Here is a 19,446-nt window from a genome sequence, read left to right as displayed (position 1 = left end):
AACGAAGGAAGCTGAAGCGGCTAATGCTAGCGGAGCAAGGGCAAAATTGCATCCGGTGTCCTCGTCTAATGTGGCTAAGCTGCATCAGCAGAGGCTTTTATCGGCTCGGGACGGGAATGACCGGAGCATTTATGCGGTGGGCCCTGGGGGCATTGCTGGGAATCAGCCTCACTGCGACGGCAGCGCAACCGCTGTTGCGCTTCGCCGTGCCCGACAGCTGGGCGATGCCGATGGTCAATTTGAACGGGGCAGACCGACCCAGGGCATCCTTCACGACATCCTGCTCAGCCTGGCCACTCAGGTCGGCGTGCCGGCGCAATTCGTCGTGCTGCCGCGCGCTCGGGTTCAGAGCGCCATGGAACACGGTGAGATCGACGTCCGTTGCTACGCCGCGCAGTCGTGGTTGCCGAATCAATCGGGTGATTACATCTGGAGCGTGCCGCTATGGTTCCAGCGCGACCTGCTGGTCAGCCGCAAGGAACATGGGGCACAGGTCAGCCCCGGCCGACTCCCGCGCCAGGCCATCGGCACCGTTCTTGGTTACAACTACCCCACCCTGCAACCCCTGTTCGACGCCGACCAGCTGCTACGCGAAGACGCGCGCAATCAGGAACAGGTGCTGGAGAAATTGCTGGCCGGCCGCTATCGCTATGCGGTGAGTAATCAATGGACGCTGGACTGGATCAACCAGCGCCTGCAACCGGAGCAGCAACTGCAGGGAGTCGCGGTGCTGCAGGAACAACATATCGGCTGCTATGTGAGGAACGACCCGAAGGTGCCGGTGCAGCGGATTTTGCGCACCTTGCTGCGGATGAAAATGTCGGGGGAAATCGATGAGGTCATCCGGCTCTACACCGGCACTTCCGACAAATCCCCATAACCCCTTGTGGGAGCGAGCCTGCTCGCGAAAACGCCGTGTCAGGCGACATGGTTGTTGAACATCAGGACGCTTTCGCGAGCAGGCTCGCTCCCACAGGTTTTTCGCTTAATAGCCGTGCGACTCGCGAAACTTCTGGTAATCGTGAAATTCGATCCACTCGACCACATCGTAAGGCAGATAAAGCTGCTGGCGGGCGCGGGAAATCGCGATGTACACAGCGCAAATGCGCCGGTCGAACGCGTAGGCATCCTTGAACTTTTCATTGCTGAGCAAAGCGCTCGTCAGCAGCACGCGGTTGAACTCCATGCCGCCCGCCTGCTCGGCCATCATCAACATGCAGGCCTTGCCCGGCTCGCCGATTCTGCCGTGCAAGCGGGTCAGGTCGGCGACCTTGAAGCCTTTTTCCAGTTCGGCTTCGACCGCCAGAAAGGCCTCATCGAACTGATTGGCTTCACGCACCTGCTGCCAATCGAGCAGATCGCTGAAATAGCCGTGGCGGCCCTTTTCACTGGCCTCGGCATCATAGAATTGCGGTCTGAACAGCTCGATGGCGGTGAGCATGAAATGCTTGAGACCGGCCTGTGTTTCCTTGTCTGGAAAACTGAACGCGCAGTTGGCATCGTGCAAGTGCATGGCCCACATCATCGTGTCCCACGGCGACGCCGTCAGCACCACGCAGCCCTCGGGCGGCACGAAACCTTGCGGATAGTGCTCGATATCGACGTCCGCGTGACGGGCGCCCTCGAAGGGCACTTTGCTTTTTTGCGAATGCCGCGAGATCAGCGGATTGACCAGCCGCTCGACATTGCGCCCCGAGCGCACGGAATAGCAGATGTCGCTCTGGCGAACCTCGCGCTTGCGCTTGACCGGCAAGCCGCTCGCCTGCTGATACTCATCGCCAAGCGTAATCAATACCTGGCGACCCCGTTCGATCATCTGCAACAGCGACGCCGGCACATCCTGACTCTCGTCGATGATCACGTGGGTATAGCGCGCCGGCACTCGACAGCCCGACAGACTGGCGCGCTTGATCAACAGCAGCGTTTCAAAGCCAGTCTGGCCGGCCCATGCGGGATTCGTCTCAATGTAAACCCACAAGCGACTCGAGTACTCGAGCAGGACCTGGGTTTCCGTAGCCGACAGCGGCTGCTGGAAAAACGGCAGATGCCGGGCCGACAAGCTGTGATCGCGGGAGCCACAGTAAACCTCGAGCACCCGCAGACAGACCTCCAGCGCGCCCTGTCCATCGTGGCGGCGGAACCCGAAGATATTCAGCGTTTGCGCAAGCACCTGCCGGCTCGGGATCCGGGCCGCAGCCCGGGCCATTGGACGTCGTGGCCCATATAACTGGGTTTGGGCGAAGTGGCGGAATGTCTGAGCGAGGTCTTTGTCCTGCGTTTGCTTGAGGTATTTGCGCAGGGTTTCCAGTTTCGCCGGCGTACGCGCCAGAATCAGTGTCTTGTCGGCGCGCAGGCATTCGACCAGCGCCCCGAGCAGATGGCTCTTGCCGATGCCGGCGTAGCCTTGCACGTGCAGGTCTTCGTCGAGATTGGCACGAAAGGTTCTGAGCAACTTGTCTTGCGCATCGCTCAACCAGCGCTCGCGGTGTCGCGGTGTGACCACTTGCTGGACGAACGGATTGTTGTGCTGCTTGTGGCGGATTTTGTATTCCACATCCCATTGACCACTGGGTAACAGGTAATCCTGCGCAGTAACTTCGTCGGCCAGCAAAAAACGCAGGTTGAGACCTTTGGTTGCGTTGAGCCCGAAATACAACTTGCGCGGATCGAACAACCGCTGGGCCTCTGAAAGCAATCCAGCGGATCCCGCCGTTCGGGCATCGACAGCCCAGCCAATCAGTCTGGCGAGAATTTTTTCTGCCGTATTGGGCGTCAGGTCTTTTTCGCCGGCCTGGGCCAGGTTCTGAATGACGAGAATCGACGCCAGCTCCGGATCGGTCAGGCTGACGAGCGTCTGTTCGCCCTCAGGCTGCAACAGCGCCGTGCAGACCTCATGGGTCACAGGCAAATACACGGGTGTGGATAAATCAAAATGTTCCGGCTGCATACAACCTCGCGCCTGGGCAGGGACACATCACCAGATCAATCCTGGTCATACTTTTGCTGCGTTGCAGGATCACAGGCCGCAGGCTCGGAAACGGATGGCGACGAGAACCTGCCCGCCAGATGCGCAACCTCATTCAGAACGGGATTGGCCGCGCGCTCATCGTTGACCCGCAGTTCGAAATGGTAGTCACCCAAGGTTCCGGCCATGCTGCCGGGATAGCTGCGATTTTCATCCGCCATCAGTGCGGATCGATCGATCTGCGCCTGCACTTCATAGAGCGCGAGTTCGAGGAGCTTGCGCAGGTCTTCAGGACTTTGCGCGGTCGCCTGCAATTGCAGATCAAAGCGAGGGCCGAGCGGCTCCTGCACGGCCGCTGGCTCGCGCGCATCTGCGGTCTTGATGGTCGCCGCTGCCAGAATCCCCGCATGCTCATCGTCCATAAGATCGAGCACCCGCGACAGCTCCAGCGTCCGCTCGGGATGATCCTGCATCTGATCCTTGATCTGCAGACGACGCAACTGCCAGTCCCGCAGCTTTTCTCGCGTCAGATCGTCAACTTCGCCCACTTCCAGTTACCTCATGATGCCAGGCAGCGGAGTATGCCACTGTTCAACGGTAGCGACCGATCGCCAAATCGCAGGCATAAAAAAACCGCAGTGGGCAAAACCCATGCAGTTCTGTTTACAGCCGTCGGTGGTTCGTTAAGGTGGTGCCCCCACCAGCCACACCCCGGCACACAATGTTCCCGCTGTGGCTGCTGCCTTCCGGCTCTGACCAGGTTCACGGGTAATCGTTGCGGGGGGACCGATGGGGTCACCATAACGACGCTTGCCTGTCGGCGAGCCGCGCCATTGTACCTGTCTGAGACGAAGTTACAACCGTTGGTTGCAGATAAAAAACATCAACAGGTTCAAGGACATGCGATGACGGTAAAAGATCGCCGCTCGGGGCGGCCCTACAGCGTCAGGACTTCGTCTGCGCGGCCGCCCGCATGCTGGATCACCAGATGGATGAAATGCAGCTTGGCAATCGCCGGTGCCGGCAGCACGAACGGATAGAAGTCCGGCTGGCCCATACTGCGTGACAGTTCGTTGAGCATGCCCGCCAGCTCGATCCATGCGTTGACGAACGACAGGAACGCTTCGCCGCCAGGGTGTTCGGGATCGTACAGCGTGCTGCTCGGAAACGGCTGGTAATCAAAATCCATTTCCCGCGCACTCATGCCGAAACCCAGCGCGGTGTCGACAGCATCCATCATGTGCAGGTAGTGCGCCCAGGTTTCCGCCCAGTCTTCCCACGGGTGCATGGTTGCGTAGGCGCTGACGTAGCGCTGCGGCCAATCCAGTGGCGCGCCTTGCTGATAATGGCGATCGAGCGCTTCAGCGTAACTGGCGCGTTCGTCACCGAACAGGTCGCGGAACGAGTCAAGCCACGGGCCATTGGCAATCAGTCGATCCCAGTAGTAATGGCCGACTTCATGCCGAAAGTGCCCGAGCAAGGTGCGATAGGGTTCGTGCATCTGTGCCCGCACCTGCTCGCGGTGGGCGTCGTCGGCCTCTTTGATGTCGAGGGTGATCAGGCCGTTGGCATGGCCGGTCATTGGCGCATTGCCTTCGAGGTCGACACCGATGAAGTCGAAGGCCAGCCCGGCTTGTTCATCGACGGTTTTCGCGATGACCGGCAGGCCGAGGGTGATCAGTTGCGCCACCAGTCGGCGCTTGGCAATTTCGACTTTGCGCCAGCGTTCGGGGTTTTCCGGGACGGACAGATCGGGGATGGTGCGATTGAGGCTGCACGCGATGCATAACGTTTGGTGGTCGTTGGCCGGCAGCAACCAGTTGCACGCCGCGGGCGTGTCGAGATTGGCGCAACGGCGGAACAGCCCGGCCTCGGGGGCAGCGTCGAGCGTCCAGGTGCCCTCCTCCGGCCCGGGTTGCAGCGAAGTCAGGCGACTGGCTTCGGCTTGATAGCCGAGCAACGCACTACAGGCCAGACACTGACTGTTGCGAAAAAACAGTGACTGGCCGCAGCGGCACGGCCAGATTTTGCTGTTGCGCGAGGATCCGCCCACGAACGGCGCGATGATGCGGGAACTGAGCTGCTCGAAAAAGCGGTGCATGGCGATCTCTCCCTGGGACTGGCCAAGACTAGATCATCCTGAAGACAACATCGTTCCCGCAGGCTTCCAGGGGCAGATCAAAAGATCGCAGCCTGCGGCAGCTCCTACACGGTCGGTGTTTCACCCTGTCAATCGGTAGGAGCTGCCGAAGGCTGCGATCTTTCGCTTCTAAACAGTAACGCCATGGGTTTTGAGGAAGGCGATAAATGCTTCTTCGTCCATCACTTTCACCCCCAGCTCATTGGCCTTGGTCAGTTTCGAACCAGCGCCCGGCCCGGCAACCACGCAATGGGTTTTCGCCGACACCGACCCCGCGACTTTCGCACCCAGACTTTCGAGGTGATCTTTCGCGACATCCCGGCTCATCAGTTCGACCTTGCCGGTCAGCACCCAGGTTTCGCCGGACAATGGCAGTCCCTCGACAACCTTCTTCTCGCTCTGCCAATGCATGCCGAAGTCACGCAATTGCTTCTCCGAGGCTTCAGCCAACTGCCGGTGTTCGGGCACGGCAAAAAATTCGCGAACCGAATTTGCCTGTTTCTCCGGCAACGCCTGCCGCATGTCCAGCCAGTCGGCGTTCATCACCGCGTCGAGCGAGCCGAACCGGTCGGCGAGCTTCTGCGCACCGCCAGGGCCCACCGAAGGAATGTGCAGTTTGTCGAGAAAACCGCCGAGCGTGGTGCTGGCGGCAAACTCGGCGCCCAGTTCGCCCTGATCCTGAATCTGCAAGCCGTGGCCCAGCAACTCAGTGATCACCTGCTGGTTATGCGCATCGGCGAAGAAACTGTGAATCTCGTGCGCCACTTCCAGGCCAACGTCCGGCAGGTAGGTCAGCACTTGCGGCAGCGCCTGCTGCACCCGCTCCAGCGAACCCAGCGAGCGCGCAAGCACTTTGGCCGTCTCTTCACCGACATCGGGAATGCCTAGCGCGTAAATGAACCGCGCCAGGCCCGGTTGCTTGCTGTCTTCGATGGCTTTCAGCAGCTTGTTGCTCGATACCTCGGCGAAGCCTTCCAGAGCGACAATGTCGTCGAACTTCAGCGCATACAGATCGGCCGGCGAACCGACCAGACCTTCGTCGACCAGTTGCTCGACGCTCTTGTCGCCGAGACCTTCGATGTCCATCGCTCGGCGCGAAACAAAGTGAATGATCGCCTGCTTCAGTTGCGCACCACAGGCCAGGCGGCCGACGCAGCGATACACCGCGCCTTCGCTGATGGTTTCCTTGCCCTTGCTGCGTTTGACCAGTTGCGTGCGCTCGACGTGGGAGCCGCACACCGGGCAACTCTCGGGAATGGCGACCGGGCGCGCGTTATCGGGACGACGCTCAGTGACTACCTGCACCACTTGCGGGATCACATCACCGGCACGGCGGATGATCACGGTGTCACCGATCATCAAGCCCAGACGCGCGACTTCGTCCATGTTGTGCAGCGTGGCGTTGGCCACGGTGACGCCGGCGACTTTCACCGGTTTCAGGCGTGCGACCGGCGTGACGGCGCCGGTGCGACCGACCTGGAATTCCACGTCGAGCAGTTCGGTGAGTTCTTCCATCGCCGGGAATTTGTGCGCGATCGCCCAGCGCGGCTCGCGGGCGCGGAAGCCCAGTTCGCGCTGATCGGCAATGCTGTTGACCTTGAACACCACGCCGTCGATCTCGTAGGCCAGCGCGTTACGCCGTGCGCCGATATCGCGGTAGTACTCAAGACATTCGTCGACGCCCTTGGCCAGCTTCAGTTCATGGCTGATCGGCATGCCCCACTTTTGCAATTGCTTGAGGTTGCCGATGTGGGTGTCGGAAATATCGTGGGACACCTGACCAATGCCATAGCAGCAGAATTCCAGCGGGCGATTGGCGGTGATCTTCGAATCGAGCTGACGCAGGCTGCCCGCTGCCGCATTGCGCGGGTTGGCGAACGTCTTGCCGCCGATTTCCAGTTGCGAAGCATTGAGGCGCTCGAAACCGGCCTTGGACATGAACACCTCGCCGCGCACCTCCAGCGTCGCCGGCCAGCCTTCGCCGTGCAGCTTCAGGGGAATGTTGCGCACGGTGCGCACGTTGACGCTGATGTCTTCGCCAGTGGTGCCATCGCCACGGGTGGCGCCGCGCACCAGCATGCCGTCCTGATACAGCAGGCTGACCGCCAGGCCGTCAAGCTTCGGCTCGCAACTGTATTCCACCGCCGCGCCGCCACCGAACAGATCGCCAGCCGGGAGATCGAGACCTTCGTTGACCCGGCGATCGAACTCGCGCATGTCGGATTCTTCGAAGGCGTTGCCGAGGCTGAGCATCGGGATTTCGTGACGCACCTGAGTGAACGCGGTCAGCGCCATGCTGCCGACACGCTGGGTCGGTGAGTCGCTGGTGATCAGCTCCGGGTTGGCCGCTTCCAGTGCCTTGAGCTCGTGGAACAACCGATCGTACTCGGCGTCCGGAATGCTCGGCTCGTCGAGAACGTGGTAGCGATAGTTGTGCTGATCCAGCTCGGCGCGCAGCTCTAGAATGCGGGTTTTGGCGGCGGTCATGTTGTTCTCTCATAAAGCAAAAGAGCAGCCGAGGCTGCTCCAGTTTTATTTCATCATCGGCGGCGGGGCCAAAAGATCGCGGCCTCGTTGCACTCGTCAGCTCTTACAGGATCGCGGTCTTCTGTAGGAGCTGCCGAAGGCTGCGATCTTTTGATCTTGCCCTTAACGCTTCTGGGTCAGCGCACGGCGTTCGAACTCGACGATGCGCTGGCGGTAGTGTTCGATCGTTTGCGCGGTCAGCACGCTGCGCTGGTCGTCTTTCAGCTCGCCGTTGAGTTCCTGCGACAGCTTGCGGGCTGCGGCGACCATCACGTCGAAGGCTTGCTTCGGATGACGCGGGCCTGGCAGGCCGAGGAAGAAGCTCACCGCCGGGGTGCTGAAATGGTCGATATCGTCCAGATCGAAAATACCCGGCTTGACTGCGTTGGCCATGGAGAACAGCACTTCGCCGTTGCCGGCCATGCTTTCGTGGCGGTGGAAAATATCCATCTCGCCGAATCGCAGGCCGCTTTCCAGAATGTTCTGCAACAGTGCCGGGCCTTTGAAGCCAGCGGCGTCACGGCAGATCACGCTGATCACCAGAACTTCTTCGGCTTGCGGTTGATCCTTCTCGACTGCAGCAGCCGCAGGTTTGCTGTCTTCGACGAAATCACCGTCACGGCTGCTGAAGCTCGGCCCGCCGTCCAGATCCAGATCGAGGTTCAGGTCGCCCTGCGCCGGACCGTTGCTGCCACGCTTGCCACGCTTCGAGCCGGATTCGCGAGCCTCGCGTGCTTCGCGGGCCGGCATGCTCACCGACGGCAGATCATGTTCGTCCAGTTGCGGCTCTTTGTGTGTGTCCAGCACGCGGGCCGGGCCCAACAGCTCAGCGCTGGTGTCCTCGTCCGGCAGATTGGACAGACTTCGGTCGAGACGGAATTTCAGTTTTCCCTTGCCGCCGCGCATGCGGCGCCAGCCATCGAAAAGAATACCGGCTATCACAATGATGCCGATGACGATCAGCCACTCGCGCAGACCGATTTCCATTTAATCCCGTGCCTCTATAAAAAATGCTGAAAAATAAGGGGTTTACATTGTGCAAACCGCTTTAAAACGTGGCGCCAACTCTATGTTCTGACAGGCGTTTTGCCCACGTATACGAAAAATTGACATTAAACTAGCACGATCAACGGCTTCGCAGCTACAAGCTTTAAGCCTCCAGCCCCAAGCCGTCTATTTGCAGCTTGTGGCTTGCAACTCGAAGCTGCGCCGCTAGGCGTCCACCATCGCCATCGCCTCCTCGACATCCACGGCCACCAGCCGCGAACAACCCGGTTCATGCATCGTCACGCCCATCAATTGCTCGGCCATTTCCATGGCGATCTTGTTGTGGGTGATATAGATGAACTGCACGGTCTGCGACATCTCTTTGACCAAGCGTGCGTAGCGTCCAACGTTAGCGTCATCCAGTGGCGCGTCAACCTCATCGAGCATGCAGAACGGCGCCGGGTTCAACTTGAAGATGGCAAAAACCAGTGCCAGCGCGGTCAGGGCTTTTTCCCCGCCGGAGAGCAAATGGATAGTGCTGTTCTTCTTCCCTGGCGGCTGCGCCATGATCGTCACCCCTGTATCGAGTAGATCTTCGCCCGTCAGTTCCAAATACGCCCGTCCACCACCGAAAACTTTTGGAAAAAGCGCCTGTAAACCGCCATTGATCTGATCGAAGGTATCCTTGAAGCGGTTACGCGTCTCCTTGTCGATCTTGCGAATAACGTTTTCCAGCGTCTCCAGCGCTTCGACCAGATCGGCGTCCTGCGCATCCAGATAACGTTTACGCTCCGATTGTTGCGTGTATTCGTCGATGGCCGCGAGGTTGATCGCACCCAGGCGCTGAATCCGCGCGTTGATGCGTTCGAGTTCTTCTTCGGCTTCGCGTTCACTGGCTTGTGCAGTCAGTGTCGCAAGCACACCGTTGAGATCGTAGCCGTCTTCGAGCAATTGATCCTGCAACGCCTTGCGCCGCACCGTCAGCGCCTGCCATTCCATGCGCTGCTGTTCGAGTTGGCCGCGAATCAACTGCGATTGCTGCTCGGCCTGGGTCCGGCGCTTTTCTGCGTCGCGCAGTTCGCGATCAGCATCTTCCAGAGCGATCTGCGCGGTCTTCAGTTCTTCATCGACGGTCATGCGCTTGTCGAGCAGCTCTTCGAGTTTCAGGCGCAGCTCTTCCAGCGGTGCCTCGCCCTCCTCCAGATTCAGACTCAACTGTTCGCGCTTTTCCGTCAGGCGCTCGGCCTGCATTTCCAGACGTTCGAGAGCCTGACGCGTGGAATCGTGCTGCGCACGCAACGAGCCAAGGCGTACGGCCAATTGGTGCGCGTGATCCTTGTGCTGCCGCGCTTCCTGACGCACGCGGTCGAGGCGCTCGCGCAGGCTGTCGCGCTGGGCCAACAGCAACTCGCGCTGCTCGGTGTCCAGCGCCATGGCATCCAGCGCTTCCTGCAACTGCATGCGCGCTTCGCCGACCTGCTCGTGCTCGAGTTCGCGCTGCTCACCGAGCTCGATCAGTTCTTCGTCGAGACGGGTACGCCGCAAGGTCAGCTGTTCAGCCTTCGCTTTGCCGGCGGACAACTGCGCTTTCAATTCGCCTTGCTGACGCGCTTCATCCTGCAGCAAACGGCGCAGATGTTCGCGACCGTTTTCCTGCTGTCGCTGTTGCGCGCGCAGGGTTTGCAGGCGGGTTTCCATGGCCTCGACCGTGGCTTCGCGCTCCTCGCGCTCAAGCTGCAGGTCTTCGATTTCCTGTCCGCGGGCAAGCATGCCGCTTTCCGCTTCGCTGGCACGGCGCACGCGCAAAAAGTGTCGGCCAACCCAATAGCCGTCGCGGCTGATCAGGCTTTGGCCGTTGCTCAATTGACTGCGCAACGCCAACGCCTGCTCAAGGCTGTCCACCGGTTTGACCTGGCCAAGCCATGGCGACAGATCAATCTGCGCCTCGACTTTATCCAGCAGACTGCCCGCCACCCGCACGCCATCGCTGGCCGGGCTGAGCAGGCGCAGATCGCCTTGGGTGAAACCGGACAGATCAAAGCCGCTGAAATCGTCGACCAGCACCGCTTGCAGATCGGCGCCGAGCACGGTTTCCACCGCCAGTTCCCAACCGGCCTCGACCTTCAAGCCTTCGGCCAGACGCGGACGCTCGGCAAGATTGTGTTGCTTCAACCATTCAGCGGTGCCGGTGCCCGGATCGAGCGCCGCCTGCTGCAAGGCCTCCAGCGACGCCAGGCGACCGTTGAGACGCTGCAGATCGCCCTGCGCCTGTTGCTGCGCGGTCAACGCTTGCTGCAACTCTTGCCGCAGTTGTTCAAGTTTTTCGACCTGCGCTTCTTCGCTGGTCTGCAAATCTTCGAGGGTCGCTTCAGACTCGGCGAGCTGCTCGTTGAGCGCCATGATCGCCGCGTCTTCCGGGTCGGCAGAGAGCAACGCGCGCTCTTCAGCGAGGCGCTTCTGCCGATCGGCCAGACGCTCCATGCTGCTTTCCAGTTGCTGGATGCGCGACTGTTGCACTTCGGCCTGACGGCGCGGTTCGGCAGCCGTCAGGTTGAAGGTGTCCCACTGCTCCTGCCAGCCGTGCATGGTGGTTTCGGCTTCTTCGAGGGCCGCAGCGGCTTCTTCGGCAGCGGCGCTGGTGATTTCCTGCTCGGGGGTGAGCATGTCCAGCTCTTCGCCGAGGGTCAGCAGCAGCGTGCGGTCGTGGCCCAGATGCGACTCGGTTTCCAGGCGCGCGCGCTCGGCTTCTTTCAGATCGTCCTGCAACTGGCGCAGACGTTGCTGGCCGTGCTGGATGCTCTGCTCGACCCGGGCGATGTCGCCGCCGACCGAATAGAAGCGCCCCTGCACCAGATTGAAGCGCTCGGACAGGTCGTGATGACCGTCACGCAAGCGTTCGATGGCCGCGTCAGCGTTACGCTGTTCGGCGACCAACGCCTCGAAGCTGATTTCCTGATTGCCGATGATCGACTCGCGCTGGCCGACCTGCTCGTTGAGGTCCTGCCAGCGCAGGGCCGACAGTTGCGCCTTGAGCTGACGCTCCTCGGCCTTGAGTTCCTGATACTTCTTGGCGGCCTCGGCCTGGCGATGCAGACGCTCGAGTTGACGCTCCAGCTCATCGCGCAGGTCGGTCAGGCGCGCGAGGTTTTCGTGGGTGCGGCGGATGCGGTTTTCGGTCTCGCGTCGGCGCTCTTTATATTTGGAGATGCCGGCGGCTTCTTCGATGAAGTTACGCAAGTCTTCCGGCTTGGATTCGATCAGCTTGGAGATCATCCCCTGCTCGATGATCGAGTAGCTGCGCGGGCCGAGGCCGGTGCCGAGAAAGATATCGGTGATGTCGCGCCGCCGGCACTTGGTGCCGTTGAGGTAATAAGTAGTCTGGCTGTCGCGGGTGACTTTGCGGCGAATCGAAATTTCCGCGTAGGCCGCGTATTCGCCGAGCAGCGTGCCATCGGAGTTGTCGAAGACCAGCTCGATACTCGCCTGACTTACCGGTTTGCGGCTGGTCGAGCCGTTGAAGATGACGTCGGTCATCGACTCGCCGCGCAGGTTTTTCGCCGAACTTTCGCCCATCACCCAGCGCACGGCGTCGATGATGTTTGACTTGCCGCAACCGTTCGGCCCGACGACCGCCGCCATGTTACTGGGGAAGTTCACCGTGGTCGGATCGACGAAGGATTTGAATCCCGCCAGTTTGATGCACTTGAGCCGCACGTTTAGGCGACCGTCAGGGCAGACACCACCAGATCGCAGCTGCGCTGGGCGTACGCCGTGAGCACAATGCGGATCTGCGGCAAGTCACGGGCGAGCACGGCGGCCAACAGGCGTTCGAACAGGTCGAGGAACTCGCTCATTTCCGCCTTGCGCTGTTCGAGAGCCAGAAAGTACGCGCGGCTCATGGCCGGTTGCAGGTTCTCGACAGTTTCTTGCAGATACGGGTTGTTGGCGAACGGATAAGCGGCGCGCATTACCGCGAAGCTGTCATCGACGAAGCTACGGATATCGCCGCGCTCGTAACTGGAGGTCAGGCGCTGCTGGATCTGCACGAAAGGCGCCATGTCCGACTGCACTTGCCAGCCGTTGGCCACCGAGTTGCCGAGCAGGATATACAGCTCGCTCATCAGCGTGCAGAGGCTCTGCACCTTGTGCGGCGTCAGCTCGGTAACGTGGGCGCCACGACGCGGCAGGATCGCGATCAGGTGACGGCGCTCGAGAATCAGCAAGGCTTCGCGGACCGAACCGCGACTGACGTTCAGCGCCAGCGTGACCTTCTGTTCCTGGATGCGCTCTCCCGGCTTCATTTCGCCACGAATGATGCGTTCGGCGAGGTGGTGAGCAATTTGCTCGGCGAGGCTGTCCGGCGCCTTGAACGTCATGGTTGTCCTTCAAACTCTATCGATCTGCACAAGCGGCGCAGTGTAGCGCAAATGCACGGTCATGGCGGAGTGCCCACTCAGCGGTTTTTGGCACGAATCCCGCAAAAAAGCGCAGTGACCGATGAAGGTCAATACTGAATAGACACGCTGTTGATCGACGAAGCGGATTTTCCTGACCTTTAAGTCAGAAAACCATTGACCGAAAAGTCAGACCTGCTAAATTCGGTTCACGTCGGTTAACAACAATAATGAGTCTGCGAGGCCTTCCGTGATCCAGTTTTTACTTAACCAGGAACTCCGTAGCGAGCACGCCCTGGACCCGAATCTGACTGTGCTCAATTATCTGCGTGAACACGTAGGCAAGTCCGGCACCAAAGAAGGTTGCGCCAGTGGCGACTGCGGCGCCTGCACCGTGGTGGTCGGCGAGTTGCAGACGGATGACGCTGGCCGCGAACACATTCGCTATCGCAGCCTCAATTCATGCCTGACCTTCGTGTCGTCATTGCACGGCAAACAACTGATCAGCGTCGAAGACCTCAAGCACAAAGGCGAACTGCACAGCGTGCAGAAAGCCATGGTCGAGTGCCACGGCTCGCAGTGCGGTTTTTGCACCCCCGGTTTCGTCATGTCGCTGTTCGCTCTGCAAAAGAACAGTGACGCGCCGGATCAGGCCAAGGCCCACGAAGCGCTGGCCGGCAACTTATGCCGCTGCACCGGCTATCGGCCGATTCTCGCCGCTGCCGAACAATCCTGCTGCGGCAAACAGGCGGATCAGTTCGATGCCCGCGAAGCAGAAACCATTGCCCGTCTCAAAGCCATCGCGCCGACCGATATCGGTGAACTCAACAGCGGCGACAAGCGCTGCCTGGTGCCGCTGACCGTGGCCGATCTGGCCGACCTCTACGACGCCTATCCACAAGCGCGGCTGCTCGCCGGCGGCACCGATCTGGCACTGGAAGTCACTCAGTTCCACCGCACCCTGCCGGTGATGATCTACGTTGGCAACGTCGCCGAAATGAAGCGCATCGAAAGTTTCGAGGACCGCATCGAAATCGGCGCCGCCACCGCCCTCTCCGACTGCTACGAAGCGTTGAATGCCGAGTACCCGGATTTCGGCGAATTGCTGCACCGCTTCGCATCCCTGCAAATCCGCAACCAGGGCACCCTCGGCGGCAACATCGGCAACGCCTCGCCAATCGGCGATTCGCCACCGCTGCTGATCGCCCTCGGCGCGCAGATCGTGCTGTGCAAAGGCGAAACCCGTCGCACGCTGAACCTGGAAGATTACTTCATCGACTACCGCGTCACCGCGCGGCAGGAAAGCGAGTTCATCGAAAAGATCATCGTCCCACGCGCGAGCGCCGAGCACCTGTTCCGCGCTTATAAAGTGTCGAAGCGGCTGGACGACGATATCTCCGCCGTCTGCGCCGCGTTCAACCTGCGCATGGAAAACGGCGTGATCAGTGACGCACGCGTGGCCTTCGGCGGCATGGCGGCGATTCCGAAACGTGCGGCGAATTGTGAAGCCGTGCTGATCGGTCAACCGTTCAACAACGCGGTAATAGAACGCGCCTGCGCCGCACTGGCCGAAGATTTCACGCCGCTCTCGGACTTCCGCGCCAGCAAGGAATATCGCCTGCTCAGCGCGCAGAACCTGCTGCGCAAATACTTCATCGAACTGCAAACACCGCACATCGAGACTCGGGTGACCGCTTATGTCTAACCATCACGGCGTAGAGAAAACTCAGGCTGAATTGGCTGAACTGTTCGCCAAAGACCTGACCACCGGTGTCGGCCGCAGCGTCAAGCACGACAGCGCCGCCAAGCATGTGTCCGGTGAAGCGCAGTACATCGATGATCGCCTGGAATTCCCCAACCAGTTGCACTTGTATGCACGCCTGTCGGATCGCGCCCACGCGAAAATCCTCAGCATCGACACCCAGCCGTGCTACGCCTTCGAAGGCGTGCGCATCGTCATCACTCACGAGGACGTGCCGGGCCTGAAAGACATCGGCCCTTTGATGCCGGGCGATCCGCTGTTGGCCATCGATGATGTGCAGTTCGTTGGCCAACCGGTGCTGGCGGTCGCTGCGAAAGATCTGGAAACCGCACGCAAAGCAGCGATGGCGGCGATTATTGAATACGAAGACCTTGAGCCGGTGCTGGACGTCGTCGAAGCGCTGCGCAAACGCCACTTCGTGCTCGACAGCCACACCCACCAGCGCGGCGACTCGGTTTCGGCGCTGGCAACGGCCGAACACCGCATTCAGGGCACGCTGCACATCGGCGGTCAGGAACACTTCTATCTGGAGACGCAAATCTCCTCGGTGATGCCCACCGAAGATGGCGGCATGATCGTCTACTGCTCGACGCAGAACCCGACCGAAGTGCAGAAACTGGTCGCCGAAGTGCTCGACGTGTCGATGAACAAGATCGTCGTCGACATGCGCCGCATGGGCGGGGGTTTCGGTGGCAAGGAAACCCAGGCCGCGAGCCCGGCATGCCTGTGCGCGGTAGTTGCGCACCTCACTGGCCAGCCGACCAAGATGCGCCTGCCGCGCGTCGAAGACATGCTGATGACCGGCAAGCGGCATCCGTTCTACGTCGAGTACGACGTCGGCTTCGACAGCACCGGGCGCCTGCACGGGATAAACATGGACCTGGCTGGCAACTGCGGCTGCTCGCCGGACCTGTCCGCGTCGATCGTCGACCGGGCGATGTTCCACTCGGACAACTCGTATTATCTGGGCGATGCAACCATTCATGGTCATCGCTGCAAGACCAACACCGCGTCGAACACTGCTTATCGCGGTTTCGGTGGCCCACAGGGCATGGTCGCGATCGAAGAAGTGATGGACGCGATTGCCCGTCACCTCAACCTTGATCCACTCGCCGTGCGCAAAGCCAATTATTACGGCAAGACCGAGCGCAATGTCACCCATTACTACCAGACCGTCGAGCACAACATGCTCGAAGAAATGACCGCCGAACTGGAAGAAAGCAGCCAGTACGCCGAGCGCCGCGAAGCGATCCGCCGCTACAACGCCAACAGCCCGATCCTGAAAAAAGGCCTCGCGCTGACCCCGGTCAAATTCGGCATCTCCTTCACCGCCAGCTTCCTCAATCAGGCCGGTGCGCTGATCCACATCTATACCGACGGCAGCATCCACCTGAACCACGGCGGCACGGAAATGGGTCAGGGCCTGAACACCAAAGTCGCGCAGGTCGTGGCGGAAGTGTTCCAGGTCGAAATCGACCGAGTGCAGATCACTGCGACCAACACCGACAAGGTGCCGAACACTTCGCCGACCGCTGCCTCCAGCGGCGCCGACCTGAACGGCAAAGCCGCGCAGAACGCCGCGCAAACCATCAAGCAGCGTCTGGTCGAATTCGCAGCGCGGCACTACAAGGTCAGTGAAGAAGACGTCGAGTTCCGCAATGGCCACGTGCGTGTACGCGAGCAGATCCTGACCTTTGAAGCGCTGATCCAGCAGGCGTATTTCAACCAGGTCTCGCTGTCGAGCACCGGGTTCTACAAGACTCCGAAAATCTACTACGACCGCAGCCAGGCGCGGGGCCGGCCGTTCTACTACTTCGCCTTCGGCGCAGCCTGCTGCGAAGTGATCGTCGACACCCTGACCGGCGAATACAAAATGCTGCGTACCGACATCCTGCACGACGTCGGCGCCTCGTTGAACCCGTCGATCGACATTGGTCAGGTTGAAGGCGGTTTCGTCCAGGGCATGGGCTGGCTGACCATGGAAGAGCTGGTCTGGAACAACAAAGGCAAACTGATGACCAACGGCCCGGCCAGCTACAAGATCCCGGCAGTGGCGGACATGCCGCTGGATCTGCGGGTGAAACTGGTGGAAAACCGCAAGAACCCGGAAGACACGGTGTTCCACTCCAAGGCTGTCGGTGAACCGCCGTTCATGCTCGGGATTGCCGCGTGGTGTGCGATCAAGGATGCGGTGGCGAGCCTCGGTGATTATCGCCATCAGCCGCAGATCGATGCGCCAGCGACACCGGAGCGGGTGTTGTGGGGCTGTGAGCAGATGCGTCAGCTCAAGACTGTGAAAACGGTTGCGGCTGAAACCGAGTTGGCTCCGCTCTAGGACCGAGGCGCGGCCATTCGCTAGCAGGGCTAGCTCCCACAGGGTTTTGTGATGCTCACAGAATCTGGATTCAACACAAATCCTGTGGGAGCTGGCTTGCCAGCGATGAGGCCCGAACAGACAACGATGTTGTAGGGGTGAACTATGTACAACTGGATCGACGCCCTCGCCGACCTGCAGAATCAGGGTGAACCCTGTGTGCTGGTGACGATCATCGAAGAACTCGGCTCGACGCCACGCAATGCCGGCTCGAAGATGGTCGTCAGCGCTGACCGGATGTTCGACACCATCGGTGGCGGGCATCTGGAATTCAAGGCCATGCAGATCGCCCGCGAGATGCTCGCCAGCGGCAAGCAGGACACCCATCTGGAGCGCTTCAGCCTCGGCGCCAGCCTTGGCCAGTGCTGCGGCGGCGCCACGGTATTGCTGTTCGAACCCATGGGCCAGGTGCAGGCGCAAATCGCCGTGTTCGGTGCAGGCCATGTCGGTCGCGCACTGGTGCCCCTGCTTGCCGGCCTGCCGTGCCGGGTGCGCTGGATCGATTCGCGCGACGCCGAGTTCCCCGAACAGATCCCCCACGGGGTGCGTAAAATCGTCACCGAAGAGCCTGTGGATGAAATCGATGATCTGCCCGCCGGCAGCTACTGCATCGTCATGACCCACAACCATCAACTAGATCTTGAACTCACTGCCGCGATTCTCAAGCGCAACGACTTCGCCTACTTCGGCCTGATCGGCTCGAACACCAAACGGGCCAAGTTCGAACACCGGCTGCGTGATCGCGGCTTCGACAGCAGCGTCGTCCAACGCATGCGCTGCCCGATGGGCATCGGCGAAGTCAAAGGCAAACTGCCTGTGGAAATCGCCATCTCCATCGCTGGCGAAATCATCGCTACTTACAACGCCAATTTCGGCCAGCAGACCGCCAGCGCCGAACCGATTGCCAAACTGTTGCCGCTTTCCCGGCGCAGTCAGGCCGCCAAACTCAAAGCCTCAAACTGATTAGAGAACCCTCATGCCTCTGACTCGCAAAGCCTACCGCGCCGCCATCCTGCACAGCATCGCCGACCCCGCCGAAGTCGGGATCGAAGCCTCCTACGAATATTTCGAGGACGGCCTGCTGGTGGTCGATGGCGGCAAGATCAGCGCCCTCGGCCACGCCAGTGATTTGCTGCCGACGCTGCCAGCGGACATCGAAATCGAGCACTACCAGGACGCCCTGATCACCCCGGGCTTTATCGACACGCACATTCACCTGCCGCAAACCGGCATGGTCGGCTCATACGGCGAGCAGTTGCTCGACTGGCTGAACACCTACACCTTCCCGTGCGAAAGCCAGTTTGGCGACAAGGCCCACGCCGATGAAGTGGCGGACATTTTCATCAAGGAATTGCTGCGCAACGGCACCACCACCGCGCTGGTGTTCGGCAGCGTGCACCCGCAGTCGGTGAACTCGTTCTTCGAAGCCGCCGAAAAGCTCGACCTGCGCATGATCGCCGGCAAGGTGATGATGGACCGCAACGCCCCGGACTATCTGACCGACACCGCTGAATCCAGCTACGTCGAAAGCAAGACGCTGATCGAGCGCTGGCACGGCAAGGGCCGCCTGCATTACGCCGTCACTCCGCGTTTCGCACCGACCAGCACTCCGGAACAACTGACCCTCGCCGGGCAACTGTTGACCGAGTATCCGGATCTGTACATGCAGACCCACATCAGCGAAAACCTCAAGGAAATCGAGTGGGTCAAAGAGCTGTTCCCGGAGCGCAAAGGCTATCTCGACGTTTACGATCATTATCAGTTGCTCGGCGAACGCTCGGTGTTCGCGCACGGCGTGCACTTGTGCGACGACGAATGCGCGCGTCTGGCGGAAACCGGCTCGGCGATCTCTTTCTGCCCGACCTCGAACCTGTTCCTTGGCAGCGGCTTGTTCAACCTGCCGATGGCCGAGAAGCACAAACTCAATGTCGGTTTGGGCACGGACGTCGGCGGCGGCACCAGTTTCTCGCTGCTGCAAACGCTGAACGAAGCGTACAAAGTGATGCAACTGCAGGGCGCGCGTTTGAGCCCATTCAAGTCGCTGTATCTGGCGACGTTGGGCGGCGCGCGGGCGCTGCGCCTGGAAGACAGGATCGGCAACCTGCAACCGGGTTCAGACGCCGATTTCCTGGTGCTGGACTACAACGCCACGCCACTGCTGAGCTACCGCTTGAAGCAGTCGAACAACATTGCCGAGACGTTGTTTGTGTTGATGACCCTGGGCGATGACCGCACGGTGCAGCAGACTTACGCGGCGGGGGCGCTGGTGCATCAGCGCTGAGTTTTTTCAGAGCATAA

11 protein-coding genes, 1 other RNA gene and 1 pseudogene are annotated in these 19,446 nt (G+C 60.5%); 5 read left to right on the top strand and 8 right to left on the bottom strand.

What is annotated here, in order from left to right:
- The first annotated feature begins 131 nt into the window (after positions 1-131).
- Positions 132-880: pseudogene (locus EL257_RS09020) on the top strand (substrate-binding periplasmic protein).
- 105 nt (positions 881-985) lie between these two features.
- Here EL257_RS09020 and EL257_RS09015 read toward each other — a convergent pair.
- From EL257_RS09015 to EL257_RS08980, 8 genes are all read right to left on the bottom strand, one after another.
- Positions 986-2,947, bottom strand: coding sequence for a hypothetical protein (locus EL257_RS09015; RefSeq protein WP_126361790.1), 1,962 nt, complete (start codon positions 2,945-2,947; stop codon positions 986-988).
- A gap of 35 nt (positions 2,948-2,982) precedes the next feature.
- On the bottom strand, positions 2,983-3,513 hold the full coding sequence (locus EL257_RS09010) for a hypothetical protein (RefSeq protein ID WP_232013069.1): 531 nt from the start codon (positions 3,511-3,513) through the stop codon (positions 2,983-2,985).
- 147 nt (positions 3,514-3,660) lie between these two features.
- An RNA gene (gene ffs / locus EL257_RS09005) (signal recognition particle sRNA small type) lies at positions 3,661-3,757 on the bottom strand.
- A 145-nt stretch (positions 3,758-3,902) separates the two neighbouring features.
- A complete protein-coding gene (locus EL257_RS09000; RefSeq protein WP_126361788.1) occupies positions 3,903-5,066 on the bottom strand; it encodes a zinc-binding metallopeptidase family protein in 1,164 nt (387 codons plus the stop codon).
- 168 nt (positions 5,067-5,234) lie between these two features.
- Entirely contained in the window at positions 5,235-7,592 is a 2,358-nt protein-coding gene (ligA, locus tag EL257_RS08995; RefSeq protein ID WP_126361786.1) for an NAD-dependent DNA ligase LigA, read from the bottom strand.
- 162 nt (positions 7,593-7,754) lie between these two features.
- Positions 7,755-8,618: a cell division protein ZipA gene (gene zipA, locus EL257_RS08990; protein WP_126361784.1), complete on the bottom strand. Its 864-nt coding sequence runs from the start codon at positions 8,616-8,618 to the stop codon at positions 7,755-7,757.
- A 225-nt stretch (positions 8,619-8,843) separates the two neighbouring features.
- A complete protein-coding gene (gene smc, locus EL257_RS08985) occupies positions 8,844-12,332 on the bottom strand; it encodes a chromosome segregation protein SMC (protein ID WP_126361782.1) in 3,489 nt (1,162 codons plus the stop codon).
- A gap of 2 nt (positions 12,333-12,334) precedes the next feature.
- Complete coding sequence (locus EL257_RS08980; protein ID WP_126361780.1) at positions 12,335-12,994, bottom strand: GntR family transcriptional regulator; 660 nt, start codon at positions 12,992-12,994, stop codon at positions 12,335-12,337.
- Positions 12,995-13,262: 268 nt separating this feature from the next.
- Here EL257_RS08980 and xdhA point away from each other — a divergent pair, with 268 nt between their 5' ends.
- The 4 genes from xdhA to guaD all read left to right on the top strand — a co-directional run bounded on the left by xdhA (position 13,263) and on the right by guaD (position 19,429).
- Positions 13,263-14,717, top strand: a complete 1,455-nt coding sequence (gene xdhA / locus EL257_RS08975; RefSeq protein ID WP_126361778.1) for a xanthine dehydrogenase small subunit — start codon at positions 13,263-13,265, stop codon at positions 14,715-14,717.
- On the top strand, positions 14,710-17,109 hold the full coding sequence (gene xdhB, locus EL257_RS08970; protein WP_126361776.1) for a xanthine dehydrogenase molybdopterin binding subunit: 2,400 nt from the start codon (positions 14,710-14,712) through the stop codon (positions 17,107-17,109). The genes xdhA and xdhB overlap by 8 nt, the downstream gene beginning before the upstream one ends.
- A 144-nt stretch (positions 17,110-17,253) precedes the next feature.
- A complete protein-coding gene (xdhC, locus tag EL257_RS08965; RefSeq protein WP_126361774.1) occupies positions 17,254-18,111 on the top strand; it encodes a xanthine dehydrogenase accessory protein XdhC in 858 nt (285 codons plus the stop codon).
- A 13-nt stretch (positions 18,112-18,124) separates the two neighbouring features.
- Positions 18,125-19,429 carry a guanine deaminase gene (gene guaD, locus EL257_RS08960; protein WP_126361772.1) on the top strand — a complete coding sequence of 435 codons (1,305 nt, stop codon included), beginning with the start codon at positions 18,125-18,127 and terminating at the stop codon, positions 19,427-19,429.
- Positions 19,430-19,446 lie beyond the last annotated feature (17 nt).

This window comes from Pseudomonas fluorescens, from assembly GCF_900636825.1.
GTDB classification, from domain to species: Bacteria; Pseudomonadota; Gammaproteobacteria; order Pseudomonadales; family Pseudomonadaceae; genus Aquipseudomonas; species Aquipseudomonas fluorescens_BG.
The sequence above is the reverse complement of the archived record's forward strand: the minus strand, read 5'-3'. Positions and strand labels throughout refer to the sequence as shown.

What these genes read in the sequence shown, in the direction of transcription:
- EL257_RS09015 (WP_126361790.1), bottom strand. Translation starts at nt 2,947, where the DNA reads ATGCAGCCGGAACATTTTGATTTATCCACACCCGTGTATTTGCCTGTG.
- EL257_RS09000 (WP_126361788.1), bottom strand. Translation starts at nt 5,066, where the DNA reads ATGCACCGCTTTTTCGAGCAGCTCAGTTCCCGCATCATCGCGCCGTTC.
- ligA (WP_126361786.1), bottom strand. Translation starts at nt 7,592, where the DNA reads ATGACCGCCGCCAAAACCCGCATTCTAGAGCTGCGCGCCGAGCTGGAT.
- zipA (WP_126361784.1), bottom strand. Translation starts at nt 8,618, where the DNA reads ATGGAAATCGGTCTGCGCGAGTGGCTGATCGTCATCGGCATCATTGTG.
- EL257_RS08980 (WP_126361780.1), bottom strand. Translation starts at nt 12,994, where the DNA reads ATGACGTTCAAGGCGCCGGACAGCCTCGCCGAGCAAATTGCTCACCAC.
- xdhB (WP_126361776.1), top strand. Translation starts at nt 14,710, where the DNA reads ATGTCTAACCATCACGGCGTAGAGAAAACTCAGGCTGAATTGGCTGAA.
- xdhC (WP_126361774.1), top strand. Translation starts at nt 17,254, where the DNA reads ATGTACAACTGGATCGACGCCCTCGCCGACCTGCAGAATCAGGGTGAA.
- guaD (WP_126361772.1), top strand. Translation starts at nt 18,125, where the DNA reads ATGCCTCTGACTCGCAAAGCCTACCGCGCCGCCATCCTGCACAGCATC.